Origin of the sequence: Methylocella silvestris (assembly GCF_002891535.1) — a bacterium.
Lineage (GTDB): Bacteria > Pseudomonadota > Alphaproteobacteria > Rhizobiales > Beijerinckiaceae > Methylocapsa > Methylocapsa silvestris_A.
The window spans coordinates 42,983-68,929 of sequence record NZ_PDZR01000010.1 but is presented as its reverse complement, the minus strand read 5'-3'; the positions used below and the strand labels follow the sequence as shown (position 1 = coordinate 68,929).

The window sequence follows — 25,947 nt, the reverse complement described above, 5'->3', positions numbered from 1 at the left end:
CGATAGCAATCAGGGGAGAATATCCTTGGCGAGGATCCGCAATTCATAAGCGCCTTCGGCCAACGTCCGCGCGAGCACGGCAGATACGCCGCGCACGGCGGATTGGCTCGCCTCGAAGAGCGCTTTGCCGTTGGCGAGGTGGGCTGCGAGCAGCCCCGCGAACAGGTCGCCGGCGCCATTCGGCCGGATCGGCAGCCGCGGGGCCGCTATGCGATGAACAACGCCCCGATCGTAAACAATGGTCTCGATGCGATCGGGCGGCGTATCCGCAAGCGCGCAGCCGGTGACAACGATCCGGCCCGGTCCGCGGGTGGAAATCAGCGCTGCGGCCCGTTTCAGCGAAGAAAGATCGCGCGCTGGCGCGCCCGCCAAAATTTCGAGTTCGAACTGATTGGGAGTCAAAATCGCGGCGGCCGGGACGAGGCGATCGCGGATCAGATCGACAAGACCCGGCGCGACGAAGACGCCCGGCCCGTCGTCGCCGATCACCGGATCGCAGAGATAGACAAGCTGCGGATTGCGCGCTTTTGCGCGATCGACGAAATCCCCGACGACGGCGCCGATTTCAGCCGAGCCAAGATAGCCAGTGAGCAGGATCGAAGTGGTCTCGATCAGCCCGCGCTCGGCGACGCCAACAAGCAGGTCGGCGACAAGAGCCGCATCGAGCACGCGTCCGCGCAACGTCGGGTAGCGCGGATGGTTGGACAGAAGCGTCGTCGGCACGGCGGCCACTGCGACGCCAAGCGCCTGCATGGGAAACAGCGCCGCATTATGGCCGACCGAGCCATGAACGACCTGGCTCTGAATCGAAATAATCCGCGGCCCCTTGCTCAGCGCCGCGGGCGGTTGGCGCTGGCTGTCGTCATCCGTCAATGAAAGCGCCTTCTAAACTTGGGAGCGCCATCGCCGCGCGCATTTTTCGGTTGGGGCCAAGGAATAAACGTCGCCCCGCTCCGGTTCTTTCTTTGCGAAGCGCTTTTCGCGGAGAATCAACATGACTCATGATGAAACCGAATTGGGCGGCGTGAGCCGCCGCGGCGCGCTGGAATGTATGCTTTGGGCGGGGTCCGCCGTCGTCTGGACCGTCTCCGGCGGCGTGCCGAGTTCGATCAGCCTCGCCAAAGCGGCGACGCTCGCGGAGCAAAAACCCTTCAGCTTCCTGCAACTCAGCGACAGCCATGTCGGGTTCGACAAGCCGGCCAATCCCGACGCCCTCGGCACGCTGCGCGAGGCGGTCGCCCGTATCAAATCCCTGCCGACGCAGCCCTCCTTCTTCATCCACACCGGCGATATCACGCATCTTTCCAAGGATTCGCAATTCGACGACGCCGACCAGGTCCTGAAAGAGCTCAACGCGCCGATCTTCTATGTGCCCGGCGAGCATGACATTGTCGATGAAGAACCGGGCAAGGCCTATCTCGCCCGCTATGGCAAGGGAACCAAAGGCGCCGGCTGGCGCTCCTTCGACGAAAACGGCGTCCACTTTATCGGCTGCGTCAATGTCGTCGACCTCAAGGCCGGCGGGCTCGGCAATCTCGGCGAGGCGCAGCTCGCCTGGCTCGCCGACGACCTTCGCGGATTGTCATCATCGACGCCGATCGTCGTCTTCGCGCATATTCCGCTGTGGACGGTCTATCCCGAATGGGGCTGGGGCACGCAGGACAGCGCGCAGGCGCTGGAGCTGCTGAAGCGATTCGGATCCGTCACGGTGCTGAACGGCCATATTCATCAGGTTATGCAAAAGGTCGAAGGCGCGGTCACCTTCCACACCGCTCGCTCGACCGCCTTCCCGCAGCCGGCGCCGGGGACGGCGCCCTCGCCCGGACCGATGAAGACGCCGCCCGGCGCGCTGCGAACCTATCTCGGCGTCACGGAGCTGAATTTCGTGCGGGGCGGCGAGCCGCTCGCCATCGTCGACAGCGCGCTGGCAAGCTGAGGGAGCGGAGCATGCCTCAAACCTTCATGACAGCGAAGCGCCGAAGCCTTTTCCCATTCCTGCTTGCGGCGGCGCTCGTCAGCCCTCTCCCCGCTGGCGCCGCCGCCGTGAGCGTAAAGATCGATAATTTCACCTTCAATCCGCCAGAGCTGACAATCGCCCCCGGCGATACGGTGACCTGGACCAATGGCGACGATATTCCCCATACCGTCGTCGGCGTCGACAAATCCTTCAAGTCGAAGCCGCTCGATTCCGACGACAAGTTCAGTTTCACTTTCAAGGAGCCGGGCCAGTATGATTATTTCTGCTCGATTCATCCGCATATGACCGGCAAAATCATCGTGAGGACGCCGTGATGGAGGGCATCCCCTTCAGGTCGCGAGGAGTTTGCTGGTGACGACGCTCGCCAAGGCGCGTTTCTCGCAGCTCGTGCTGCCGCGGCTCGATGAGGGCTATCGGCTCGCGCGCTGGCTGACGGGAAGCGCGACGGACGCCGAGGACGTACTCCAGGACGCAAGTCTGCGCGCTTACCGCGCGATCGAGAGCTTTGCGGAGGGCAATGCTCGCGCCTGGTTCCTGACCATCGTGCGCAACGCCTGCTACTCGTGGCTCGAAAAAAGGCGGCCGGGCGTAACGCTGTCGAGCGAAGTGTTGGATGCTTCCGACGCGGCGACGCTGGAACAGGGGGGCGTGTTCGCGCCCGCCTTCGAGACGCCCGAAAGCCTGCTTCTCGCCAAGGACGAGGCCGCGCGGCTGGCGCGCGCCGTCGACGCTCTTCCCGTCACCCTGAAGGAGGCGCTCGTGCTGCGCGAATATCATGGATTGAGCTATCGCGAGATCGCCGAAGTCAGCGGCGCGCCGATTGGCACGGTGATGTCGCGTCTCGCGCGAGCCAGACAACAGCTCCTCAAGGGGTTAGAGGCGCAAAATTGATGACGGACGAGGACATTCTACTGCTGAACGCCTACCGGGACGGAGAATTATCGCCGGGCGAGGCGCTGGCCATGGAGCGGCGGCTCGCTGAGGAGCCCGAACTCCGGGCGCAGGCGCAACGGCTGGAATCCTTGTCGCTCGCCCTGCGCGGCGCGCTCGCCGGCGCCCCCGTTCCGCACGGGCTGCGGGGCCGGATCATTCAGGAGATCGGCTTTCGCGATGGAGCGCCAAGCGGCCGGCTGACCCGTTTTCTGTCGCCGCTCGCGGCGACTTTGCTGGTCGGGCTGGCGGGCGGCGTCCTGCTTGGCAGCGGAACGACTTTTCTGGCGATGAATCGCCCCGACGCCGAGACCTCCGCCGCGATTCTGTCGGCGCATCTGCGCGCAATGATGGCGCCGCAGCCGTTCGATGTCGCCTCATCGAACCGCCATGTCGTGAAACCCTGGTTCAACGGCAAGACGACGATCGCGCCCGACGCGGTCGATCTCGCGGAGCGCGGCTTTCCGCTGGTGGGAGGCCGCGTCGACGTGATCGAGGGCAGGCCGGCGCCAACGCTGGTCTACCGGCGCGGTCCCCATGTCATCAGCGTCACCGCGCTGCCCAGCGAGACGTTGGCGTCCTTGCCCGGCAGCGAAAGCCGGGCGGGCTTTTCGTTCGAGCGATGGACCGTCGGCGATCTTGCCTATGTCGCGGTGTCGGATATCGCTCCGGCCGATCTGCGGACATTTGTCGAGGCTTTCCGCGCGGAAGCCGCGCCGCCGGCAAAGCCCGTGAATTAAGCCTGTGTCAGCCGGTGGAGAGATAGCGCGTGGGATTTCTTGCAACCCGGCGATCACCCGTCCGCAGGACGGGCGCTACCGTTTCGGAAGGTCAAGAAGCCTCAGCAACGGCAACACGATATCGTCGACGATTTCGGCGATGGTCGAAGCCGGAACTCCCTTGTTGGTGGGGCCCGGCGTAGAGCAAGCGCGTAGCTGAACATCGCCAAGAAGGTGGTGCGGGTGGTCGGAATCGAACCGACACTCCTTGCGGAACCGGATTTTGAGTCCGGCGCGTCTACCAGTTCCACCACACCCGCAAAAGCCGCGGCTTTGCGCCGCCGCTTGTCCACGCCCGTTGCGTTAGCCGATTACGGCGAGCCCTGCAACCTTGCTTGCGCAACCCAAGCTTCGTCGGGCTGACCATAGCCCGTTTGGGTGCATCTGCGCACAGATCGAGGGCAGCAACACGGTTCATTCTGCGCTGACGACAAAGGACGCTTGGCATTGACGGAGCGCCCAATTGATAGGCGGCGATAAGGAAACGCAGTCATGAAGAATGTTACGATCGTTGTCGCAACAACTTTCGCCCTCGTGACCACGGCCATGGCGGTCGAAATGGCGCGGCGCCAGTCTGCTCCCGAGCCGCAGGCAAAGGCGACGGCTGTCCTCGACGCCGAGCAAGCGCCCCCGTCAGCCCCCTTGGCGGCCGATCCGCCCGCCGAGATCGCCCCCGCAGTTTCGCTCCCCGCGCCCACGGCCGTCGCTCAACCGTCCGGCGACAGCCTGCCGTCGCCCTTGCCAGCCTGGGCCAAGGCCGCCACTCCCGTCGAGCCCGCGGCGATGCGTGACGCATCGCCTCTGACCTCGGCTCCCGCGTCGCCGCAGCCGGCGAGCACGGCGCCCATGAAAACGGCGGATGAAATCATCGCGGAAACCAAGGCCGCCATTGCGGCAAAGGCGGCCGCCGCCGCGCCCGTCCCGGCGCTCGAGCCGAAAACCTCCATCGAGTCCGATAAAGTCGCGCCCAGCGAACCAAAAACGGCCGTCGTAAAGCCGGTCATGGTCAAGCCGGCTCCGGCAAAAGCCACGACGGAGAAAGCGGAAAAGCAAAAGAGCGGGGATCCCGCGCGCCAAAGCGTCCGGCTCGCCAAACGCGACGCCGCGCGCCAAGCAGAGCGCGACTTGGACGAGGCGCCGCGCGAACAACACCGTCCGCACGCCATCCGCGCGGTGAGATGGCAAAGCGAGCCGGCCTATCGCCCCGCAGCCGCGCCGAACGCCTATAATTTCTCTGGCACGTTCGGCGGCTGCGCCTATCGCGGCTTTATCTCCAGCGCCGGCTATCGCGTTGAGAGCACCTGCTGACCGGATCTTCCCGAAGCCCGGCTAGACCGCTAACGCCAGGTGCGGATATCGACGAAATGGCCGGCGACGCCCGCAGCGGCGGCCATCGCCGGCGAGACCAGATGTGTGCGTCCCTTGAAACCCTGACGCCCCTCGAAATTGCGGTTCGAGGTCGAGGCGCAGCGCTCGCCTGGCTCCAGCCGATCAGGGTTCATGGCGAGGCACATCGAGCAGCCGGGCTCGCGCCATTCAAAGCCCGCCTCGCGGAACACGACGTCGAGGCCTTCGGCTTCCGCCTGCTGCTTCACGAGCCCCGAGCCCGGCACGACCATTCCGTTGACATGCGCGGCGATATGCTTGCCCGCAAGGATTTTCGCGGCGGCGCGCAAATCCTCCAGCCGCCCATTGGTGCAGGAGCCGATGAACACGCGGTCGATCGAGATATCCGTGATCTTTTCGCCGCCCTTCAATCCCATATAGTCGAGCGCGCGGGCGATTGAGACGCGTTTGGCCTCGCTCATTGCCGATTCGACGCGCGGCACTTCGCCGTTGATGGTTGCGACGTCCTCGGGGCTGGTGCCCCAGGTGACGATCGGCGGCAGGCTTGCCGCATCAAGCCGCACTTCCTTGTCAAAATGGGCGCCCTCGTCGGAATGGAGCGTGCGCCAATGCGCGACCGCCTCGTCCCAGGCTTTTCCCTTCGGCGATTTCGGACGGTCCTTCAGAAAGGCGAAGGTTTTTTCGTCGGGCGCGATCAATCCGGCCCGCGCGCCGCCCTCGATGCTCATATTGCAGACCGTCATGCGGCCTTCCATCGACAGCGCGCGGATCGCCTCGCCGGCATATTCAATGACATGGCCGGTGCCGCCGGCCGTGCCGATCTCGCCGATGATCGCCAGCACGATATCCTTGGCGCTGACGCCTTCGGACGGCAGCCCGTCGACGATGACGCGCATATTTTTGGCTTTGCTCTGGATCAGCGTCTGGGTCGCGAGTACATGCTCGACTTCCGAGGTGCCGATGCCATGGGCCAGCGCGCCAAAGGCGCCATGCGTCGAGGTATGGCTGTCGCCGCAGACGATGGTGGCGCCGGGAAGCGTAAAGCCCTGCTCCGGTCCGATGATATGGACGACGCCCTGGCGCGGATCGAGCTCGTTGAAATATTCGACGCCGAATTCCTTGGCGTTGATCGCGAGCTGCTCGACCTGGGTGCGGCTCTCGTGATCCGCAATGCCCTTGCTGCGATCGGTCGTCGGCACATTATGATCGACGACAGCGAGCGTTTTCTGCGGCGCGCGAACCTTCCGGCCAGTCACCCGCAGCCCCTCAAAGGCCTGCGGACTGGTCACTTCATGAACGAGATGACGATCGATATAGAGAAGGCTCGAGCCATCGGCGGATTCATGCACCAGATGTTCGTCCCAGATCTTATCGTAGAGCGTACGCGGCTTGTCCATTTACTACTTCCGTGATGCGCCGGATGCGCGTTCTGTTAAAAATCCTCGCGACGCGGCAGTTCTTACTCGCAACCGGGCTCGCGGGGAAGTACCCTGCCCGTGGGCGTTTGTGCCTATATAGGAGCGAAGAGATCAATGCGCCCGCCGGTTGCGCCCTATCTGACGGTTTCGCCCGCCCTCGCGGCGATCGCCTATTACAGCGCGGTCTTCGGCGCGCAGCAAAAATCCATCATGCCGGCCTTCGACGGGCTGCGAATCATGCATTGCGAGCTTGCGATCAATGGCGGCTCGATCATGCTCGCGGACGCCTTTCCCGAGCTCGGCCACACGCGTATGTCGGTTCCGGGCGAACTCGTTACGTCCTCCGTCAGTCTCGAATATGCGAGCGCCGATCAGGTCGATGAAATCTTCGCCAAGGCGACATCCCTCGGCGGAAAGTCGGAAACGCCTCCGACCAAATCCTTTTGGGGAACGCGCTTTGCGACGTTCCGCGATCCGTTCGGCCATCGCTGGATCTTGAACGGACCACTGAAGTAAGCGGCCACGCCGCACGCTCCGACGCGGCGCGCTTGAAACCGTCTGGAAATCCGGATCTCCCCACCTTGAGGAGCAAGCAAAGCTTGCGTCTCGAAGGATGGTTTTTAGGGCGCGCCATAGGGCCCTCGTGGTTTGAGGCCACCACGAGGCTTGCAGAAATCGAGTATTTCCGGGCGCTCTTACTCTGCCGCCGGAGCGGCATTCTTCTTGGCGGCCTTGGCTTCTTTTTTGGCCGCTTCGCGCGTCGCCTTGGCGGCGGGCGATTCCATCTTCTCGGCGATGCGGGCCGACTTGCCGCGGCGATCGCGCAGATAATAGAGCTTGGCGCGGCGGACCTTGCCGCGGCGCACGACCTTGATCGAGTCGATGTTCGGCGAATAGATCGCGAACACGCGCTCGACGCCCTCGCCATAGGAAATCTTGCGGACGGTGAAGCTCTCATTGAGGCCGCCGCCGTTACGCGCGATGCAGACGCCTTCATAGGCCTGCACGCGGGTGCGCTCGCCTTCCTTGACCTTGACGTTGACGATGACCGTATCGCCCGGCTGGAATTCCGGGATGGTCTTGCCGGCCAGCAGCTTGGCGGCCTGTTCGGCCTCGAGTTCCGCGATAATATTCATTGAAGTCGAACCTGTCGTTTCGCCGGATTTTTTCCAGGCGAGCGTTTCGATACGCTGTTTTGAGTTGAGCGCGGTGCTTACACGAGGGAGGCGCGTTTGTCGAGAGAGGCGCGCGCCGCACGCCCTAGCCGCCCATTCCCTCCACCGCCGCCCAGATTCGCGCCAGATCCTGTGGCCGCGACAGCCGGTGGTCGCCGTCCTTGATGAGGGTCAACGTCGCGGGGTCGCCGTGCATATGCTCGACGAGCGTCAGCGCATGGCGCCAGGGAACGTCCTCATCCTGCATGCCCTGCAGTATATGCGCCGGGCAATGGCTGGCGATGCTGCCCCCGAAAAGAAGATGGCGCCGACCCTCCTCCAAAAATTCGCGGCTGATCGGATAGGGTCCGTCACCGTAGCGGGAGGGCCTCAGCCACCGCCCGTCCGCCTTGAGTTCGGCCCGCTCGGCCTTGCTCATTCTGGCGAAGATCAGCGTCTCGGTGAAGTCGACCGCCGGGGCGATCAGCGCCATTCCATGCAGCCGCCCGCTCTCGCCGCTTCCAGAAAGCGCGCGGGCGACAAGCAGCGCCAGCCATCCGCCCATCGACGAGCCGACAAGGATTTGTGGACCAACGGTCAATTCCCGTAAAACGGCAAGGCTCTCTTCCAACCATCGGCCGATGGTTCCGTCCTCGAAGCGCCCCTCCGATTCGCCATGGCCGGAATAATCGAAGCGAAGGAACGCCTTTTCCGACGCGCATGACGCCTGATGCAGATAGGCCGCCTTTTCGCCGCGCATGGTCGATCGGAAGCCGCCAAGCCAGACGATCCCCGGCTTTCCGCCGTCTTGAAGCGGGGCGCCGCGCAAAAAGGCGATGCGGCGGGCGTTTCCCCCCGCCCCCACGGTCAGAAACTCTGTGTCCGGCTCCCATGTCGAAGCAAATCCCGCCGCTTGCCCTTCCACCGCAAGGTCCGCCCGTCTATGCTCAATTGGCGAGATTTTTCAAGAATCTCTCGCACTCGCTGGTTGTCTGAACGCAGTTCCTTTGGATGTCATCAGGCTCAAGCTCATATTTTCGTGACGGTACGGCGCATCCGCTCGCGGGCCGGAGCGTGCTTCAGATCGTGCCGGACCTTGACGGCGGCGCTTCGGCGCAAACCACGATCGAGATCGCCGCAGCGCTGACCCGGGTCGGCGCAAGAGCCCTTGTCGCCGCACGAGGCGGCAGTCTCGTTAGCGAACTGCAGGCGCGTGGCGGCCTGTTCGCGGCCCTTCCCGTCGACGCCAAGAATCCCCTCGCCATGGCGAACAATGTGCAAAGGCTGGCGCGCCTCATCAAAGCGGAACGGATCGATCTCGTGCATGCGCGCTCGCGCGCCTCCGCGTGGTCTGCCTATGGAGCGACGCGCCTGGTCAAGACGCCGTTCGTAACCAGCTTTGAAAGCTCCTATGCCGCGGGCGGACCCCTCGCCCTGCGGTATAACCTCGTGATGACGCGCGGCGACGTCATCCTCGCTGGCTCTGCCGAGGCCTCGCATAGCGCGGCGCGTCTCAATCCGGCAACGAAAGACAAGGTTCATATCGTTCTCGGCGGCGTCGATTGCCGGGTCTTTTCGCCGAAATCAGTTTCTTCGGCGCGGGTGCAGGCGGTCCGGCGGCTTTGGGGCGTCCCGCCCGACGCCCGCGTGGCGCTGATCGCGCTCGGCCCAAGCCCCGCCGGAGACTGCAAGACGGCGCTGGACGCCATTCGAACGCTGGCCGAGCAAAACCGCGCTGAGGCGGCGACCGACGCCGTCTTCGACGTGTCGAGTCTGAGGGTCATCATCGGCGCCAGCGGCGCAAGCGCCGCCGAGCTCAAGGAGATCGATGGGATTATCGCGCAATCCGGATTGCAGGACATTGTCCGGCAGGGCGACATCGTCTCCGATCCGCCGGCCGCCCTGCTGGCGGCCTCGGTCGTCATGGCGCTGTCGCGCAATCCGGGAGCTTTCGCCAGCCTCGCCCTTGAGGCGCAGGCGATGGGCGCGCCGATTCTCGCGACAACGGGGGCGGCCGCGGCCGAAACTCTGCTCGCCCCGCCGGAGGTCGAGCCTAGCGCGCGGACCGGCTGGCGCACAATGGCCGGCGATTCAGGGGCAATCGCCGTTGCGCTGGGCGAGGCCTTGAACCTCGGCGCCACGGCGCGCGATCGGCTTTCACTGCACGCGCGCGCCCATGTCGAGCGACGGTTCGCGAGGGAGCTGATGTGGGAGCAGACGCTCGACGCCTATGCGGCGGCGCTCAACACGGTGCGCAAGCCGGCCGAATGACTGTTTTGCCCGAATAACGCGCAGTCAAAGCGACGTCTTGACTTGAGTCGCATTGACTTTCCGCTGCAATCGCCCAATGTTTTCTTTGAGTCCATCGGCGCATGCGAACGCTTTAGAGCGCTTTACGGCTGGATGGAATCATTCGCTCGACAAGAAATCGCTCCATCTTCAAAGCTGGAGCACGTTCCTGCCGATCAGATGATTCCAATGGTTGTAATATGCTCTGACAATGCGGATCGCACGCGGGGGGATTCGTTCAACGACCATGAAGGAGATATGCCATTCGCCGTCCGATGAAAGCGCCTCCGGTCCCGCAAAAGGACGGGCCACGCGTAAACCGGGATATCCGCGCTCGTGAAGTTCAATTGATTGACGCTGAAGGCCAGAATAAAGGCGTCGTCGATTCTCTCGAAGCTCTCCAGTCCGCTGAAGAAGCGGGCCTCGATCTCGTCGAGATCGTTCCAACGGCCAATCCCCCGGTCTGCAAAATCCTCGATTATGGCAAGTTCCGCTTTCTTGAGCAGAAAAAGTCCGCCGAAGCCCGGAAGAAGCAGAAGATCGTCGAAATCAAGGAAATCAAGCTGCGTCCCGGCATTGATGAACATGATTACGACACCAAGATGAAGGCGGTTCGCCGCTTCTTTGAGGAAGGCGACAAGGTCAAGGTGACGCTGCGCTTCCGTGGCCGCGAGATGGCGCATCAAGATCTTGGGTTCCGCCTGCTTGAGCGCGTGAAGAACGAGACTGTCGCCATAGCCAAGGTCGAAGCCGAGCCATCGATGGAAGGGCGCCAAATGGTCATGGTGCTCGCGCCGAAATAGCGCAGGGAGCCGACGCTCCCTTTGCCGCAACGGCTAGAGCGAAGGTATTTCAATCGCTTATAAAAATGATCTTCAGATCTTGATAAAACACTGCGCGGGCGCTTTGTCGCCCTCGTCAGGCTTCATCCTCGGCGCCGCGCAACGAGCTAACCGGGACCGTGGCCGCTCTGCGCCGACGCCTCGACAGGCGCCGCCAGATGAGCGAAGTTTTCGACGACCCGCTCGTAGACCTTGCGCTTGAAGGGAATGATCAGATCCACCAGCTGGTCGATCGGCGTCCAGCGCCAAGCGTCAAATTCCGGCCTTTGCCCGCCGGCCGGCGTCTCGATGTCGATCTCGCTTTCGTCGCCTTCAAAACGGAAAGCGAACCATTTCTGCCTTTGTCCGTGGAAGCGGCCCTTCCATGATTTGCGCGAGAACTCATCCGGCAAGTCGTAGGTGTACCATTCCGGCGACTCGCTGAGCAGGGTCGCGGAGGCGACATTGGTTTCTTCGCGCATTTCGCGCAGAGCCGCCTGGAAGGGATCCTCTCCGGGATCGATGCCGCCCTGTGGCATCTGCCATTCATGCCCGATGCGGGGCTGTTCGAGCGGTTTCTTCGTCCGCCGACGGCCGACAAAAACAAGACCGTCACGGTTAAGGAGCATGATGCCGACGCACGGACGGTAATTGCCAAACTGCGTCACTTCGGACCTCACCACTCTCCGCAATCGCGACATTTATCATGGCGCCCACTGCGCGCTCTGTCTCGAGGCCGCGCAGCGACCCTATTGAATTGTGGCGGCCCTTGCAGCGAGTGAACAGGCCGGCCCGACGACAGCCGTTTCTAGTTCGGAACCTTTTCCGGCTCGGTGGCAGGCTGAGTAGGCGTCTTGCTCGAGGTTTTCGTTATTCCGCGCAGTATGTCTTCGGCGGCGATAAGCTGCTTGTCGTCTTTCGGATTCGGCGGAACATAAGCCTGCGACCCGCCCTTTTCGTCATCGCCGTTCTTAAGATGACCCTTGAGCGAGGCTTCGCCCTTGGTGTCGTCCTTGCCCTTCAATTCATCAGGCACGTCCTGTAGCACGATCGTGTCGGGATCGATGCCTTTTGCCTGAATCGAGCGCCCCGAGGGCGTATAGTAACGGGCTGTCGTGAGCCGCACCGCGCCATTGTTCTGGCCGAGCGGAATGATGGTCTGCACGGATCCCTTACCAAAGGAGCGCGTGCCGAGAATGGTGCCGCGCTTGTGATCCTGCAGCGCGCCGGCCACGATCTCGGACGCCGAGGCCGAACCGCCGTTGATCAGGACGACCAGGGGCTTGCCTTTGGAAAGATCGCCCGGATGCGCGTTGTAGCGCATGGATTCATCGGCGTTGCGGCCGCGAGTCGAGACAATCTCGCCACGGTCGAGGAACGCATTCGAGACAGCGATCGACTGGTCGAGCAAGCCGCCGGGATTATTGCGGAGGTCGAGGATGTAGCCCTTGAATTTATCGGCTGGGATCTCGCTCTGGAACTTCTTGATGGCGGCGGCGACGCCCTCGCCCGTCTGCTCATTGAATTGCGTGATGCGGATGTAGCCGATGTCGTCGCCTTCCTGATGCGAGCGGACCGACTTGATCTGGATCACCGCGCGGGTCAGCTTGATGTCCTGGGCGTCCTTGTTCGGCCCACGCAGGACTTTCAGCGTCACCGGCGTGTTCGGCGCGCCGCGCATTTTGTCGACGGCCTGATTCAGGGTGAGGCCCTGCACGTTTTCGCCGTCGATGGCGGTGATGATGTCGCCGGAGAGAATCCCGCCGCGCGAGGCAGGCGTGTCGTCGATCGGCGTCACCACCTTGATGAGGCCGTCCTCCTGCGTCACCTCGATTCCGAGGCCGCCGAATTCGCCGCGCGTCTGCACCTGCATGTCGCGGAAGCTTTTGGCGTCCATATAGCTCGAATGCGGATCAAGCGAGGTCAGCATCCCGTTGATCGCCGATTCGACCAGCTTCTGCTCGTCGGGCTTTTCGACGTAATCGGAGCGGATTTTCTCGAAGACGTCGCCGAACAGATTGAGATTGCGATAAGTATCCGACGCGGCCGCGCTTGCGACGCCGTCCGAGAATACTCTCGTCTGCGTGCCGACGGTCACGACTGACGCGCCGAGAACGGCGCCGAGCATGACAAGTGATACCTTCCGCATCATCCGCGAACCTTTTGCAACTCCGGCTTCGCCCACCATGGGCCCGGATCGATTGCCGCCCCGTCTTTCCGAAATTCTACGTAGAGAATGGGCTGCGCCGCGCCGATTGCAATGGCGGCAGCCGTCTTGGCGGACCCATCGCCCATAACGGCGACAGGCTCCCCAGCCACCAGGAACTGCCCCACGTTTACGTTGATCCGATCCATCCCTGCAAGAATAATATAATAGCCCTGCCCAGCATTGATGATCAAGACTTGTCCATAACTCCGGTAAGGCCCGGCGTAGGCGGCCCAACCATCGGCGGGCGAAACGACGATCGCATTGGCGCGCGTAGCAACCAGCATGCCCTTTTCAGTCCCGCCGAATCCGTCCGGCGCGCCGAAGGCGCGCTGCACCGGGCCGGCGACCGGTACCGGCAGCATGCCTTTGGTGTCCGGAAAGGCGCTGGCTGGCGCGAGCCGCGCCGGATCCTTGAACGGCGCCATGGCGATCTTGCGCTGGGCTTCCGGCGCCGCCGCCTGCGCCGCCTTCTGCGCCTCGTCGGCTTTACGAGCCTCCTCCGCCGCGCGCCCCGCCGCAGCGACTTCGCTTTCCATCCGCGCGATCAGGTCCTTGAGACTCGCGGCTTGTTTTGCGAGTTCCGCGGCGCGGGCGTTCTCGGCGCTAAGCGCCTTCTCGGCGGCGGCGAGCGCCGCCTGCCGCGCGTCGATCAGGGCGGCGAGGCGCTGACGGTCAAGCCCGAGCTTGGCCACTTCGCTGGCGAGCGAATCGCGTTCCGCCGCAATGGATTTGCGCAATTGCAGGAGGTCCGACAGATCTGAGGCGAGCGCCTCCGTCTCCGCCCGCATTTCCGGCAGTACGGCGCCGAGCATCATCGACGCCCGCAGCGCGGCCAGCATGTCGTCCGGCGCGACGAGCAAAGCGGGCGGCGGCTTGCGGCCCATGCGCTGCAATGAAGCGAGCACCTCGGCGATGACGGAGCGGCGGCTCGCGAGCGAGCGCCGGATCGCCTCCTCGCTGCCGGTCAAGGTGTCGAGCCTCTGCTCGGCCTCTGCGATGGCGCGCTCGCGCTCGTCGATCTGACGCACGAGATCGACGAGGGCTGTCGTCAGCTTGGCCCGATCGGTCCGGATCGAGGCGGCTTCGGATTCGATTTTCGCGCGCTGCTCCTCGGCTGCGCCGATCGTATCCTGCATGCCGCGCAGCTCGAGCCTGCGGCCGCTGAGCATGTCATAGGCCTCGCCGCCCGCCGGCGGATTTGGCGCGGCGGTCTGGGCGAAGCCGAGCGAGGCCGCGCCCGCCACGCAGCACGCGAGCGCGAAACCGAAGCGGTCGGGCGCGGCTTTCGACTTCACCTGATCCTTCACCATGAAATGACAGTCTCAATCACAATCTCGGAAATATCTGAAGCATTTCTAAGACTTCACCGGTTTAGGGAAGATAACGCGCCGCTCGCCGGCTTTTTTCGATTGGTGCTTAACGGCCTGGTCGCGAAGCCGCCTTCAACACAATGTGACTTTCCACGGCGTAACAAAGCCATTCGCTGCGCCGTAAGCGGCTTACATGCATCTCAATCAGGAATCGCGTCCATGTTTACGAGGCGAATGGTTGGCGTCGGCGGGATTGCCGGAGCAGTTGTAGCGCTGTGTCGCGGGGCCGCCTGGGCCGAGGCGACGCGGCAGTTTCCCGTCGCTTTCTCCGACGCCGAATGGCGCAAGCGCTTGACGCCTGAGCAATATGACGTGCTACGGCGCAGCGGCACCGAGCGGCCTTTCTCCAGCGCTCTCAACGACGAGCATCGCCGCGGCGTTTTCGCCTGCGCCGGCTGCCAGGCGCAACTGTTCTCCTCCGCCGCCAAATTCGACAGCGGAACGGGGTGGCCGAGTTTTTGGGAGCCGCTCGCCGGCAGCGTCGGCGTCGAAGACGATCGAACCCTTGGAATGACGCGGTCGGCGGTGCATTGCAGCCGATGTGGCGGCCATCTCGGCCATGTTTTCAATGACGGCCCGAAGCCGACGGGCCTGCGCTACTGCATGAATGGCGCAGCGATGCGTTTCGAGCCCGTCGCGGCGTGAGGGCGCACCGCTTGGCCGATCAGGAGATCGTTATGGACGGACCGCATGAGTTCGCTTTCGCCGCCGCCAGGACCGCCGCGCGGCGCGCTCTGGCTTCGTCGCTGCCTGCAGCGGCCATCATCGCCTTTGTCGCCCTTGGCGCCGCCGGCTCCTTCGCCATGGAGGGGCGACCACTCCCGGCCCCCGCGGCCGATGAACCCGCCTTGCAAGGGGCGAGCGAAACAGCCGTCCTCGCAGGCGGCTGCTTCTGGGGCGTGCAGGGTGTCTTCGAACATGTGAAGGGCGTGACAAGCGCCGTCTCCGGCTATGCAGGCGGGGGCATGGCGCAGGCCCATTACGCCGACGTCTCCACCGGTTCGACCGGCCACGCCGAATCGGTGCGCGTCACTTTCGATCCTGCCAAGATCAGCTATGGCCGCATCCTGCAGATCTTCTTCTCGGTCGCCCATGATCCAACGGAACTCAACCGCCAGGGACCCGATGAGGGATCGCAGTACCGCTCGGCGATTTTTCCGGTCAGTGCGGAGCAGGCGAAGATCGCGACGACCTATATCGCCCAGCTGAACGCCACGCATGCGCTGGGCGCCCCGATCGCCACCAAAATCGAGCCCTCGCGCATCTTCTTTCCCGCCGAGGCCTATCATCAGGATTTCTTGGCGCGTAACCCGACCTACGGCTATATCGTCGTCAATGATCTGCCGAAGATCGAAAATCTGAAGCGGCTTTTCCCGAATGTGTATCGCGCCGATCCAGTGCTGACGTCGGCGGAGCGTTGATCGCGGGCGCGTTAATCGCGATGGTACGGATGGCCCGCAAGAATCGTCATCGCGCGGTATAGCTGTTCCGCCGCCATGACCCGCACGAGTTGATGCGGAAACGTCATCCGCCCGAAGGAGAGGACGAGCGAGGCCGCCCCGAGAACGTCCGGGCCGAGGCCGTCCGCGCCGCCAATGACGAGAGTCAGGACCGACGCGCCCTGATCGCGCGTTTTGCCGAGGTAAGTGGAAAATTCCCGGCTTGAAGCCAGAGCGCCGTTTTCATCGAGCGCGATCAGCCTCGCGCCCGGGCTGAGGCTCGCCAGAATCGCTTTGGCCTCGGCAGCTTTGCGCAGCGCCGGCTCTCGCGCCCGGCTCTCGTCGAGTTCGCGCAATTCGACGCGCGGGAAGCCCAGGGCGCGTCCGGCCGCATTGGCCCGCTCGATGTATCGCTGCGACAGTTCCGTGTCGGCGCCGGCCTTGGAGCGGCCAACGCAAAGAAGAATCAGGCGCATCGGACGGCTGGATCAGCCGGCGCGCAATTCGCCCGGCCGGCCGACGCCCCACATTTTTTCAAGATTGTAGAACAAGCGCACTTCGGGCCTGAAGATGTGCACGATAATGTCGCTGCCATCGATCAATACCCAGTCGCCCGCCTGCAGCCCTTCGGTGCGCGGCGCCGCCTGAACATCCTTGAACGCCTTGATGACGCGATCCGCCAGCGCTCCGACATGAGTGCTGGAGCGTCCGGTCGCGATAATCATGACGTCGGCGAGGGTGGTTTTTCCGTGCAGATCGATGGAGACAATGTCTTCGGCTTTTGCGTCGTCGAGAGCCGTCAAGATGGTCCGCACGAGGGTTCCGGCGTCGGGTCGGGGCTGACCGGGGACCGGATGAAGCGGCTGAGGCGCCGTTCCGCCAAAAATCGTGGGTATCAGTTTTCCATCCTCTTGCAACATCGGCGGCATCGCCGATCTTGATCCTTAACATGGCGTAAATTCTTTGCCTTTGCAATCTTCATTACTGAACCGTAACCTTGCGCAAGCGCGAGACGCTTGAGAACCGCAAAGAAAGATCATGTGTCACGATGCCTGTTGGCGCGCCAATCTGCGCCTAGCGGATGCAGTCGCTCCGGTGCGATTGCGTACTAATCCGACCCAAAAGATTCACCTCGGCGGCGATGACGCCGCGCGGCGCCGGACGCGCGCATGATCAGCGCCCCTGCCCGCCAATTCTGGACCTTCATCCAAAACAGCCCAAAACTATTCGCCCTCCCGCTCGACATGCGCCGCCGGGCGGCGGAACGGTCGGAAGGCATGACCAGCGAGCCACGTGGCGTCGCTTTTACGCCAGCTCCGGACGTTCATGGCCTTTGGGCCGAACCGCCCGAGGCCCGGCCGGGCGCGGCGATTCTCTATTTCCACGGCGGCGGCTACGTCTGCGGTTCGCCGAAATCGCGCCGCAAGACGCTCGGCCATCTGGCGCTCGCCTGCGCCGCACGGGCGCTGGCGCCCGCCTATCGGCTTGCGCCCGAACATCCGTTTCCCGCGGCGCTCGAGGACGGCGTTTTCGCCTATCAATGGCTGTTGGCGCAGGGCGCGCAGCCGGCGCGAACGATTGTCGCCGGCGATTCGGCCGGCGGCGGCCTTGCGCTGGCGACCGCACTGGCGGCGCGCGACAAGGGCTTGCCCCCATGCGCCGGCCTCGTTCTCATGTCGCCGTGGACGGATCTCTCCCTGAGCGGCGAGAGTTTTGACAGCCGGGCGGCAGCCGACATCACCTGTAGCCGCGCGGCGCTTGGCGAGATGGCCGGCTGGATCCTCGCCGGCGCCGATCCGCGCGCGCCGCTCGCCTCACCGCTTTTTGCCGATCTTACGGGATTGCCGCCCATTTTCGCTCTCGTCGGCGGCGACGAGGTTTTGCTGGACGACACGATCGCGCTGGTCCGCAAGGCGGCCCATGCCGGCGTCGACGCCCTCGCCTTCGTTGCGGCCGGCATGCAGCACGTCTATCCGATCTGGTCCGGCGTGTTTCCCGAAGCCGATGAAGCGATCGCTTTGATCGGCGACTGGGCGATCGCCCGCACCGAATGAGACGCCTGTGCCGGCCTTCTATGTGCGGCGGGCGGCGTCCAGCATGCGCTCGCATTCCTCGAGGTCGCGCATGACAGCCCGCAGCTTTTCGATCGTCTGAGAACGCAAAGGCGCAGCCGCAGCGGGGTAAGGATGCGAATCGCCGCCGCGCTCGGCCTCGCCCGCGATGGTCTCGGCCTCGGGAAAAACATCGCCGCGCCAATTTTCGGCGGCGGCGGGCTGCTCGTGGAGGCCTCTTCCGCCCGCGGCCGTTTCCGAGGCGGTGATGACGGAGCGCGCGCCCTGCTCTTTCAGGATGCGCTGCACCCCCTTGATGGTGTAGCCCTCGCTATAGAGAAGCCGTCTGATCGCGCGCAGGATGTCGATATCGTTGGGCCGATAGAAGCGCCGGCCGCCGGCCCGTTTCAGGGGCCTGATCTGCGGAAAGCGGGTCTCCCAGAATCGCAGCACATGCTGCGGCAGGTCGAGTTCCTCCGCGACTTCGCTGATCGTCCGGAATGCGTCGGCGCTCTTGTCCATATCGACCCTTCGGCGAGGGCGCAGGTCGCGGAGCTTTAAGAAAACCGCCCGAACGCAAAGCGCCGCCGTTGCTGACGCGCGCCTGGCCCGCATTGGCTTATCCGCAGAGCAGATAGCCGCGTCAGATCAAAAAATCGGAGCGCAGTCCCGCCGAAAGCCCGGCACGATGAGACCCCCGCTCAAACATCAATCCTCGTCCTCCGCCGCCTCGCCATTCACGCGCGCCTTGAGGACGCTCGAGGGTTTGAACACGAGAACCCGGCGCTGCGTGATCGGCACTTCGATGCCGGTCTTTGGATTGCGTCCGATGCGCTCGGACTTGGAGCGAACCACGAACGAGCCGAACGACGAGAGTTTGACCGTCTCGCCTTCCGCCAGCGCGTCCGACAATTCGTTCAGCACCATCTGAACCAACGCAGCCGATTCCTTCCGCGACAGGCCGACGCATCTGTAGACGGATTCCGCGAGGTCGACCCGCGTCACGGTGCGACCCTGCCCGCCGAGTTCTTCCAACCCGTCAACCATGCGCCGCGCCGAAGTTTCCCCGAGTTCGTCCGCAGCCGCTATGGCCGTCACCTTGGTCATACTGCAATCTCATTCTGCCCAGCCACGAACGACCGTCCGGCTCCGCCCGACGATCTTAAGCCATTCCTCGCGCGCGCCTCCCGCAAGCGAGCGAACCTCAATCAAGATGCAAGCCGTCGCGAGCGCAAAAAGAGCGCCGCAAGTGTAACCCAGGAAAGCCGGAAGTCCAGCTTTCGCGCCGCTCCGTGTCGACGCGTCGCGCAATCAATAATTTGAAAAGAGCGGCGCTGCTCCCGCGCCGCATGGCCCCCGCCAACTTTATCAAGTCTGAGGCAAAATGCGGTGTAAATCAAGCGGTTCCCGCTACCAGCGGATTAATGCGGACGCCCAGGTGAATCCGCCGCCCATCGCCTCGATCATGACGAGATCGCCGCGTTTGATGCGTCCGTCATCCCGCGCCACGCAAAGAGCCAGCGGTATTGAAGCCGCCGAAGTATTTGCGTGCAGATCGACCGTCGTGACGACCTTGTGTGGCGCTATTTTGAGCTTTTCCGCCGAAGCGTCGATGATCCGGCGGTTGGCCTGATGCGGCACGAACCAGTCGAGATCCTCCGCCGTTGTCCCCGTCGCCGCAAAAGCCTCGGTGACGACGTCAGACACCATCCCGACCGCATGGCGGAAAACTTCCCGCCCGGCCATGCGCAACACGCCTGTTGTCTTGGTCGAGGATGGACCGCCATTCACATATAGCGCTGCCCGGTGGCGCCCGTCCGAGCGCAGGTGAGAGGTCAGCACGCCGCGCCCCATCGCGACCGAGTCGGGCTGCGCCTCAAGGATGACAGCGCCGGCGCCGTCTCCGAACAGCACGCAAGTGGCGCGATCGGTCCAGTCGAGCAGCCGCGAGAATGTCTCAGCGCCAATGACCAGCGCGCGCTTGTGCGAGCCCGAGCACAGGAATTTGTCGGCGGTCGCCACGGCGAAGACGAAGCCGGAACAGACCGCCTGCAAATCGAAAGCCGCGCCATGCGCCATGCCGAGCGCAGCCTGGACCTGTGTCGCGACAGACGGAAAGGTGAAATCCGGCGTCGAGGTTGCGACGATGATAAGATCGATATCTGCGCCCGTCAGTCCAGCGTCGCCAAGCGCAGCCTTGGCAGCGTTGACGCCGAGCACCGAGGTCGGCTCGTCTTCCGAGGCGATATGGCGCTGCCGGATGCCGGTGCGCTGCACGATCCACTCGTCGCTGGTTTCGAGAACCTTCTCGAGATCGGCGTTGCTGACAATGCGCTTGGGAAGATAGGAGCCAAGGCCGACGACGACGGACCTGATTTTGCCTTCGGGAGAAACTGTCAAAGCTCAAGAATCCATACGAAGCTGGGCTGATTTCGGCAAGGCGGCGGGCCGCTCGCCGCCGGCGATCTGACTGTCCGGCGGGCGGGAGGTCGTTTCGTGCGAATGGGCGAGCGCGCCGCGGATCTGGCCCAGCAATTCATGACGGGCGATACGGTAGGCGATCTCGATGGCGACCGACGTCCCGAACACATCCGAATGGCCGTGACTCTTGATGACGACGCCATCGAGGCCGAGAAACGTGCCGCCATTGACATTACGCGGGTCCATCTTGGCCTTCAGCCCGGCGAGCCCCTTCCGCGCGAAGAAATAGCCGATCTTCGACATCAGATCCCGGCTCAGCGCCTCGCGCAGATATTGCCCCATCTGGCTCGCGGTTCCTTCCGCGGTCTTCAGGGCGATATTGCCGCTAAAACCTTCGGTTACGACGACGTCGACCGTGCCTCTGCCGATGTCGCCGCCTTCGACGAAGCCGACATAATCGAGATGGGGCAACGCCATCTCGCGCAGCAGTTTCGAGGCGGCCTTGACGTCGTCGACGCCCTTCATCTCCTCGGACCCGATGTTGAGCAGGCCAACGGTCGGACGCTCGACGTCGAGGACGGCGCGGGCCATCGCCGCGCCCATGATGGCGAGATTGACGAGATGGCGCGCGTCGGCGCCGATCGAGGCCCCGACATCCAGCACGATGGTCCGGCCACGGATGGTCGGCCAGATCGCCGCGATGGCGGGCCGGTCGACGCCCGGCATGGTATGCAAGCAGGTCTTCGCCATCGCCATCAGCGCGCCCGTATTGCCCGCCGACACCGCGATATCAGCGGCGTTTTTCTTGACGGCGTCGATCGACAGCCACATCGACGAGATGCGGCGCCCGGACCGCAAGGCCTGGCTTGGCTTGTCGTCCATTCGCACCGCGACATTCGTGTGATGCAAAGTGGAGACTGCAGCGAGTGCAGGGTGGACAGCCAGGTAAGGCTTGATCAGCGTTTCGTCGCCGAACAATAAAAAGGCGATGTCCAAACCGCGCTCGAGCGCCATGGCCGCGCCGGGAAGCATGACTTCCGGTCCAAAATCGCCGCCCATGGCGTCGAGAGCTATGCGAACCGTCTTCATCATGGCGTTCAGGACATCGTCAAAGTTCGCAATAAGGATAGGCGGCGTATCCGCCGGCGAATGAGGCGCAGGACTCCACAGAGCGCATGAATGGAGCGCAACGGGTCGTATCGACCGGCCTCGTCTCCTGCGTGCTGGGCCGCCCGTTGAACCTGCCTCTCAATGCTGAACCGCCGCGTTTACGCTTCGCCCCGTCGTACGCAAAAGCGCGCCAGACGTTTGAAAAACACGCGGCGCGTCAGACGTTTCGACGCTCTCAGGCGATCAAATATAGGATAAAAGGCGGAGATCATAGTGGCGCCGAAACACGCGGCGCTGGAAATCTTTTGCCTTGCGGCCCATTCGAAAGCTGCATTCATCGGCCGCCCGAATCAATCATCGGTCCGTTTTTTCAACACGGCGAAGGGCGAGCCGGCATCCTCAGCGGAGCCCAAGACGGCATCCGGCTCGAACGATGCGCCGGGTTTGCGCGGATGGGGATCAAGGTTCAGCACCAAAAACTCCTCGACGAGCGCCCCGAGATCGATCTGGCCGTTGAGGATCGGCTCGGGGCCCTCGAGGATCACTGGCGGCGGCTCCGGCTCGCGCCGCGCCCCGCGCGGCGGTCTTGGACCCCGCGCGGTCAGATCCCTCGCGACGACGAAATCGGCTTCGATATCGCCCTCGACCTCGGTTTCAAATGGATCAAGGGTCACAACGCAGGTCGCGACGACGCGCGCCTTCAGCCGGCCGCCCACCTCGATCCTCGCGCCTTCCTTGGTGATTTCGAGATCGGCGGCAAGGCTTTCGATCGCGACAAGACCGTCTGCGGCGGCGATAGCGGCGCGTTCCGCCGGATCGGCGATGACAGCGATTTTCAGCCCCGTGTCGGGTAATTCGGAAATTTTGACGATGCGCGGCATCAGCGACTCCGGGCTCGGCGCAGCGTGTTTTTCCGCAAGCCCGCGCCGGACTCGGCCGGCCTGACGATCATCGTTCGATTTCATCGCAATCGTCTCCCTGATTGCCCTGTCATGCCACGCCGGCCGGGTCTGGGAAAGGCAGCGGCCCGTTGACGAAGGTTTCGAAGGGCGCCCGAGCCAGCGCCGCGCCGGCCGCCGCGACATAACGGGCAAGGCGCCCCGCATCGCCTCGGCCAGCATAAATATTGCGCCGCAGCGTCTCTTCCAGCGCCGGGCCGCCGGCTCGCGCCGCGCTATCATAAGCTAGGCCCCGGCCAAGGAAAGCCTCGGCGAGAACCTTCATTTTCTTCGGCACGGTCGGATCGCCGACGCCCATTTCGCGCAAGGTCCCGTCGAGATGAGCGAATATAGCGTTGACAAGGTCCTGCGCCAGATCAGGCGCCGGCGGGGCCATTGCGTTGAGCTGGCGCAGCACCAGCGTCGCATGCAGGGTCAGGGTTTCGAACCGGCCCTCGAAACTGTCCGGGACGCCGTAGTCGGTAAAGAACGCAGGCTCGCGGGCGGCCGCGATGATCTCGCCAAGGAGACGTGCGATGAGCTGGCGATTGGCGGCTCTTCGGGAAAACCAGGACAGCATGCTTAAAAATATCCGTTCCGCCGGCGCCGGAAATTCACGCGGGCTTAACCTTCGAAACGCCAGATTGTCTCCGCCCAGCGGGAGTCTGCCGAGCTTTGGCGAGGCGGCGCCTTGCTTTTACCAAAGCTGACGGCTAGGCATCGCCCAGCCTCGCGGCCAAAGCAAGCTCGCGGCTTTGAATTCGTAATCCTTCGCATCGCAATTGTTCCGGAGATTTTAGGGAATGTGGCTCGCCATCGCGAACAAAAGCCGCCTTAAGTCGGCGCCTCGCGCCCGCTCCGGTTTTTTTGGACTGAAGCTCGCTTTTGCTGCGGCGCTGCCGCTCGGGCTTGGCGGTTGCCTTGGCTATGACGGCACGGTCGTGCATGGTTATCAATCCGACCCCCGCACCCTGGAACAGGTCCGCGTCGGCGCTTCCGCCGAACAGGTGCTGACCCTGCTTGGAACGCCGACCACGACCTCGACCGTCGGCGGCGCCGTCTGGTATTATGTGACGCAGGTGACCGACCGTAGCATCGCCTTCCTGCAGCCGAAGCTCATCGACCAGCGCGTCTTCGCCGTCTATTTCGACAAGAACAAGAAAGTCGAGCGGATCGCCAATTACGGCATCCAGGACGGCAAGGTGTTCGACTTCGTCTCGCGCACAACGCCGACGGCCGGCGCGGAATCGACCTTCCTGAAGGGCATGTTCCTGAATTTGATGCGCTTCCAGTAGCCTCTTGGCGAAGCGGCCCGCTGCTTCGCCAATCGCGGCGGCTCCAGCGCGTCTGCCCGCGCCCCTGCGCTCCAGCTGCTAGTCAGCTTTATGCAAAAAAGGTCAGGCGTCGCATCGCCTGACCTTTCGCATATCTGATCGCGTATCTGAAATTTAGTGCGCCAGCACCGCGAGCAACAGCAGGGCGACGATATTGGTGATCTTGATCGCCGGGTTCACCGCGGGGCCAGCCGTGTCCTTGTAAGGGTCGCCGACCGTATCGCCGGTGACCGAGGCTTTGTGCGCCTCCCCGCCCTTGAAATGCTTGACGCCGTCCTTGTCGGTAAATCCGTCCTCGAAGCTTTTCTTGGCGTTGTCCCAGGCGCCGCCGCCCGATGTCATCGAGATCGCCACGAACAGTCCGTTGACGATAACGCCGAGAAGCGAGGCGCCGAGCGCTGCGAAAGCCGACGCGCGTGACCCGGAAATGAGGAGGACGCCGAAATAGACGACGATCGGCGCCAGCACCGGAAGAAGGGACGGGATGATCATTTCCCGGATCGCCGCCTTGGTCAGCATGTCGACGGCGCGGCCGTAGTCAGGCCGCTCGGTTCCCAGCATGATGCCGGGTTTTTCCTTGAACTGGCGGCGCACCTCTTCGACGACGGAGCCGGCCGCACGGCCGACCGCAGTCATGGCGATGCCGCTGAAGAGATAGGGAATAAGGCCGCCGAAGATGAGGCCGGCGACGACATAGGGATTGGCGATATCGAAGGAGACCACTCCCATGCCCTTGAAATAGGGGAACTGGTCGGGGTTCGCGGCGAAATATTCGAGATCGTGGCTGTAGGCGTTGAACAGCACCAGCGCGCCGAGCCCGGCTGAGCCGATGGCGTAGCCCTTGGTCACCGCCTTGGTGGTGTTGCCGACGGCGTCGAGCGCGTCGGTCACCTGCCTCACTTCCTTCGGCAGTCCGGCCATTTCGGCGATGCCGCCCGCATTGTCGGTGACCGGGCCGAAGGCGTCGAGCGCCACAATCATTCCGGCGAGGCCAAGCATGGTCGTGACAGCGATCGCGGTGCCGAACAGGCCGGCGAGCTGGCTCGTCGCGATGATGCCGCCGATGATGACGAGCGCCGGAAGCGCGGTCGATTCGAGCGAGACGGCGAGCCCCTGAATGACATTGGTGCCGTGGCCCGTGACGGAGGCCTGCGCGATCGAGACGACGGGCCGCTTGCCGGTGCCGGTATAATATTCGGTGATGACGACGATGCAGCCGGTTACGACCAGACCGATCAGGCCGCAGAGGAACAGATGAAAGCCTGAAACCGGTACGCCCTTGACCGCTCCGATCGTCCCCCAGCCGACGGTGAGCGTCGTCGCCAGGGCGAGGCCGACGATGGAGAAAAGTCCCGCCGCGATAAGGCCCTTGTAAAGCGCGCCCATGATCGACTGGCTGGCGTCCAGCTTGACGAAATAGGTTCCAGCGATGGAGGTGACGATGCAGGTCGCGCAGATCGCCAGCGGATAGATCATTGCGCTGTAGAGAACCGGCTGACCGACGAAGAAGATCGCGGCGAGGACCATCGTCGCGACGACCGTGACGGCGTAGGTTTCGAACAGATCCGCCGCCATGCCGGCGCAGTCGCCGACATTGTCGCCGACGTTATCGGCGATCGTGGCGGGATTGCGCGGATCGTCTTCCGGAATGCCCGCCTCGACCTTGCCGACAAGGTCGGCGCCGACGTCGGCGCCCTTGGTGAAGATGCCGCCGCCGAGGCGGGCGAAGATTGAAATCAGCGAGGCGCCAAAGCCCAGTGCGACCAGCGCGTCGATGGTTTCGCGGCTGTTTGCGGCGTGGCCGAGAGGCCCCGTCAGGACATAAAAATAACCGGAGACGCCAAGCAGCGCGAGGCCGGCGACGAGCATTCCCGTCACGGCTCCGGCCTTGAAGGATATGTCGAGGCCGTCGGCAAGGGACCGCGAGGCTGCTTCCGCGGTGCGGACATTGGCGCGCACCGAGACATTCATGCCGACGAAGCCGGCAGCGCCCGAAAGCACCGCACCGATCAGGAAACCAAAGGCGATCGCGCCGCCGAGAAAAAACCAGAAGGCGATAAAAATTACCGCGCCGACGAGGGCGATGGTCAGATATTGACGCTTCAGATAGGCCTGCGCGCCCTCGGCGATGGCGCCGGCGATTTCCTGCATCCGCGCGGAGCCAGCGCTTGCGGCCATGAGTTTGGAGGACGTTACATAGCCGTATGCGACGGACAAAAGCCCAGCGAAAATGACAAGCCAAATGGCCATCTGTTACCACCCTGAAAATTTTGTTGGGGCTTGGTTTGGAGTCGATGCTCCGCCCGATGGCTGACATTTACAGAAAGCAGTCAGAGGGCGCAATCGACCAAATCAATCG

Annotated in this window: 28 protein-coding genes and 1 tRNA gene; 12 read left to right on the top strand and 17 right to left on the bottom strand. The window is 63.6% G+C overall.

Going from position 1 to position 25,947, the window contains the following annotated elements; all coding sequences use genetic code 11:
* Window positions 1-9: 9 nt before the first annotated feature.
* Window positions 10-873: a pyridoxal kinase gene (gene pdxY / locus CR492_RS10480; protein WP_102843698.1), complete on the bottom strand. Its 864-nt coding sequence runs from the start codon at window positions 871-873 to the stop codon at window positions 10-12.
* Between the two features lie 121 nt (window positions 874-994).
* Here pdxY and CR492_RS10475 point away from each other — a divergent pair, with 121 nt between their 5' ends.
* The 4 genes from CR492_RS10475 to CR492_RS10460 are packed head-to-tail and all read left to right on the top strand — an operon-like array spanning window position 995 to window position 3,648.
* The gene (locus tag CR492_RS10475; protein WP_102843697.1) at window positions 995-1,936 is read left to right on the top strand and encodes a metallophosphoesterase family protein; all 942 of its coding nucleotides are present in this window, start codon (window positions 995-997) and stop codon (window positions 1,934-1,936) included.
* Between the two features lie 11 nt (window positions 1,937-1,947).
* Complete coding sequence (locus tag CR492_RS10470) at window positions 1,948-2,292, top strand: cupredoxin domain-containing protein (protein ID WP_102843696.1); 345 nt, start codon at window positions 1,948-1,950, stop codon at window positions 2,290-2,292.
* Window positions 2,293-2,329: 37 nt separating this feature from the next.
* Window positions 2,330-2,869, top strand: coding sequence for a sigma-70 family RNA polymerase sigma factor (locus CR492_RS10465; protein ID WP_102843766.1), 540 nt, complete (start codon window positions 2,330-2,332; stop codon window positions 2,867-2,869).
* Window positions 2,869-3,648 (top strand): anti-sigma factor family protein, encoded by a 780-nt coding sequence (locus CR492_RS10460; protein WP_102843695.1) that lies wholly within the window; start codon window positions 2,869-2,871, stop codon window positions 3,646-3,648. Before CR492_RS10465 ends, CR492_RS10460 begins: the two co-directional genes overlap by 1 nt.
* 214 nt (window positions 3,649-3,862) lie before the next feature.
* Here the strand turns inward: CR492_RS10460 and CR492_RS10455 are convergent.
* Window positions 3,863-3,947 (bottom strand) — tRNA-Leu (locus tag CR492_RS10455).
* A 232-nt stretch (window positions 3,948-4,179) separates the two neighbouring features.
* On the opposite strand from CR492_RS10455, the gene CR492_RS10450 reads away from it, so the two are divergent.
* Window positions 4,180-4,995, top strand: coding sequence for a hypothetical protein (locus CR492_RS10450; RefSeq protein ID WP_102843694.1), 816 nt, complete (start codon window positions 4,180-4,182; stop codon window positions 4,993-4,995).
* 29 nt (window positions 4,996-5,024) lie between these two features.
* Here CR492_RS10450 and leuC read toward each other — a convergent pair whose 3' ends face one another.
* On the bottom strand, window positions 5,025-6,431 hold the full coding sequence (gene leuC / locus CR492_RS10445; RefSeq protein WP_102843693.1) for a 3-isopropylmalate dehydratase large subunit: 1,407 nt from the start codon (window positions 6,429-6,431) through the stop codon (window positions 5,025-5,027).
* A gap of 135 nt (window positions 6,432-6,566) precedes the next feature.
* On the opposite strand from leuC, the gene CR492_RS10440 reads away from it, so the two are divergent.
* Complete coding sequence (locus CR492_RS10440; RefSeq protein ID WP_102843692.1) at window positions 6,567-6,968, top strand: VOC family protein; 402 nt, start codon at window positions 6,567-6,569, stop codon at window positions 6,966-6,968.
* A 179-nt stretch (window positions 6,969-7,147) separates the two neighbouring features.
* Here CR492_RS10440 and rplS read toward each other — a convergent pair whose 3' ends face one another.
* Together rplS and CR492_RS10430 are read right to left on the bottom strand one after the other, a co-directional pair.
* On the bottom strand, window positions 7,148-7,588 hold the full coding sequence (rplS, locus tag CR492_RS10435) for a 50S ribosomal protein L19 (protein WP_102843691.1): 441 nt from the start codon (window positions 7,586-7,588) through the stop codon (window positions 7,148-7,150).
* A gap of 124 nt (window positions 7,589-7,712) precedes the next feature.
* Window positions 7,713-8,531: an alpha/beta hydrolase gene (locus CR492_RS10430; RefSeq protein WP_102843690.1), complete on the bottom strand. Its 819-nt coding sequence runs from the start codon at window positions 8,529-8,531 to the stop codon at window positions 7,713-7,715.
* A 149-nt stretch (window positions 8,532-8,680) separates the two neighbouring features.
* Between CR492_RS10430 and CR492_RS10425 the strand changes: the two genes are divergently transcribed.
* Both CR492_RS10425 and infC read left to right on the top strand, forming a co-directional pair.
* Complete coding sequence (locus CR492_RS10425) at window positions 8,681-9,877, top strand: glycosyltransferase (protein ID WP_245412042.1); 1,197 nt, start codon at window positions 8,681-8,683, stop codon at window positions 9,875-9,877.
* Between the two features lie 293 nt (window positions 9,878-10,170).
* Complete coding sequence (infC, locus tag CR492_RS10420; RefSeq protein ID WP_102843688.1) at window positions 10,171-10,698, top strand: translation initiation factor IF-3; 528 nt, start codon at window positions 10,171-10,173, stop codon at window positions 10,696-10,698.
* A 146-nt stretch (window positions 10,699-10,844) separates the two neighbouring features.
* Here infC and CR492_RS10415 read toward each other — a convergent pair whose 3' ends face one another.
* The 3 genes from CR492_RS10415 to CR492_RS10405 all read right to left on the bottom strand — a co-directional run bounded on the left by CR492_RS10415 (window position 10,845) and on the right by CR492_RS10405 (window position 14,235).
* Complete coding sequence (locus tag CR492_RS10415) at window positions 10,845-11,417, bottom strand: RNA pyrophosphohydrolase (protein WP_180982508.1); 573 nt, start codon at window positions 11,415-11,417, stop codon at window positions 10,845-10,847.
* A 107-nt stretch (window positions 11,418-11,524) separates the two neighbouring features.
* Window positions 11,525-12,868, bottom strand: a complete 1,344-nt coding sequence (locus CR492_RS10410; protein WP_102843687.1) for a S41 family peptidase — start codon at window positions 12,866-12,868, stop codon at window positions 11,525-11,527.
* Entirely contained in the window at window positions 12,865-14,235 is a 1,371-nt protein-coding gene (locus CR492_RS10405) for a murein hydrolase activator EnvC family protein (RefSeq protein WP_102843686.1), read from the bottom strand. The genes CR492_RS10410 and CR492_RS10405 overlap by 4 nt, the downstream gene beginning before the upstream one ends.
* A 219-nt stretch (window positions 14,236-14,454) precedes the next feature.
* Between CR492_RS10405 and msrB the strand changes: the two genes are divergently transcribed.
* Both msrB and msrA read left to right on the top strand, forming a co-directional pair.
* Window positions 14,455-14,940, top strand: a complete 486-nt coding sequence (msrB, locus tag CR492_RS10400) for a peptide-methionine (R)-S-oxide reductase MsrB (RefSeq protein WP_102843685.1) — start codon at window positions 14,455-14,457, stop codon at window positions 14,938-14,940.
* A 32-nt stretch (window positions 14,941-14,972) separates the two neighbouring features.
* Window positions 14,973-15,716 (top strand): peptide-methionine (S)-S-oxide reductase MsrA, encoded by a 744-nt coding sequence (gene msrA, locus CR492_RS10395; RefSeq protein WP_102843764.1) that lies wholly within the window; start codon window positions 14,973-14,975, stop codon window positions 15,714-15,716.
* An 11-nt stretch (window positions 15,717-15,727) separates the two neighbouring features.
* Here the strand turns inward: msrA and rlmH are convergent, their stop codons facing one another.
* Both rlmH and rsfS read right to left on the bottom strand, forming a co-directional pair.
* A complete protein-coding gene (gene rlmH, locus CR492_RS10390) occupies window positions 15,728-16,210 on the bottom strand; it encodes a 23S rRNA (pseudouridine(1915)-N(3))-methyltransferase RlmH (protein ID WP_102843684.1) in 483 nt (160 codons plus the stop codon).
* Window positions 16,211-16,222: 12 nt separating this feature from the next.
* A complete protein-coding gene (gene rsfS / locus CR492_RS10385; protein WP_041368398.1) occupies window positions 16,223-16,549 on the bottom strand; it encodes a ribosome silencing factor in 327 nt (108 codons plus the stop codon).
* A 354-nt stretch (window positions 16,550-16,903) separates the two neighbouring features.
* Here rsfS and CR492_RS10380 point away from each other — a divergent pair, with 354 nt between their 5' ends.
* A complete protein-coding gene (locus CR492_RS10380) occupies window positions 16,904-17,788 on the top strand; it encodes an alpha/beta hydrolase (RefSeq protein ID WP_102843682.1) in 885 nt (294 codons plus the stop codon).
* 18 nt (window positions 17,789-17,806) lie between these two features.
* Here CR492_RS10380 and CR492_RS10375 read toward each other — a convergent pair whose 3' ends face one another.
* From CR492_RS10375 to CR492_RS10340, 6 genes are all read right to left on the bottom strand, one after another.
* A complete protein-coding gene (locus tag CR492_RS10375) occupies window positions 17,807-18,307 on the bottom strand; it encodes a MerR family transcriptional regulator (RefSeq protein ID WP_102843681.1) in 501 nt (166 codons plus the stop codon).
* A 186-nt stretch (window positions 18,308-18,493) separates the two neighbouring features.
* Window positions 18,494-18,832 carry an integration host factor subunit alpha gene (locus tag CR492_RS10370; protein ID WP_102843680.1) on the bottom strand — a complete coding sequence of 113 codons (339 nt, stop codon included), beginning with the start codon at window positions 18,830-18,832 and terminating at the stop codon, window positions 18,494-18,496.
* Between the two features lie 363 nt (window positions 18,833-19,195).
* The gene (locus CR492_RS10360) at window positions 19,196-20,185 is read right to left on the bottom strand and encodes a beta-ketoacyl-ACP synthase III (RefSeq protein ID WP_102843678.1); all 990 of its coding nucleotides are present in this window, start codon (window positions 20,183-20,185) and stop codon (window positions 19,196-19,198) included.
* Window positions 20,186-20,188: 3 nt separating this feature from the next.
* Window positions 20,189-21,298 (bottom strand): phosphate acyltransferase PlsX, encoded by a 1,110-nt coding sequence (gene plsX, locus CR492_RS10355; protein ID WP_102843677.1) that lies wholly within the window; start codon window positions 21,296-21,298, stop codon window positions 20,189-20,191.
* Window positions 21,299-21,666: 368 nt separating this feature from the next.
* Window positions 21,667-22,281, bottom strand: coding sequence for a YceD family protein (locus CR492_RS10345; RefSeq protein WP_180982507.1), 615 nt, complete (start codon window positions 22,279-22,281; stop codon window positions 21,667-21,669).
* 25 nt (window positions 22,282-22,306) lie between these two features.
* On the bottom strand, window positions 22,307-22,834 hold the full coding sequence (locus tag CR492_RS10340; RefSeq protein ID WP_102843674.1) for a ubiquinol-cytochrome C chaperone family protein: 528 nt from the start codon (window positions 22,832-22,834) through the stop codon (window positions 22,307-22,309).
* Between the two features lie 223 nt (window positions 22,835-23,057).
* Here CR492_RS10340 and CR492_RS10335 point away from each other — a divergent pair, with 223 nt between their 5' ends.
* Window positions 23,058-23,549, top strand: coding sequence for an outer membrane protein assembly factor BamE (locus CR492_RS10335; protein ID WP_102843673.1), 492 nt, complete (start codon window positions 23,058-23,060; stop codon window positions 23,547-23,549).
* A 153-nt stretch (window positions 23,550-23,702) separates the two neighbouring features.
* Here the strand turns inward: CR492_RS10335 and CR492_RS10330 are convergent, their stop codons facing one another.
* Window positions 23,703-25,838, bottom strand: coding sequence for a sodium-translocating pyrophosphatase (locus CR492_RS10330; protein ID WP_102843672.1), 2,136 nt, complete (start codon window positions 25,836-25,838; stop codon window positions 23,703-23,705).
* Window positions 25,839-25,947: the final 109 nt, after the last annotated feature.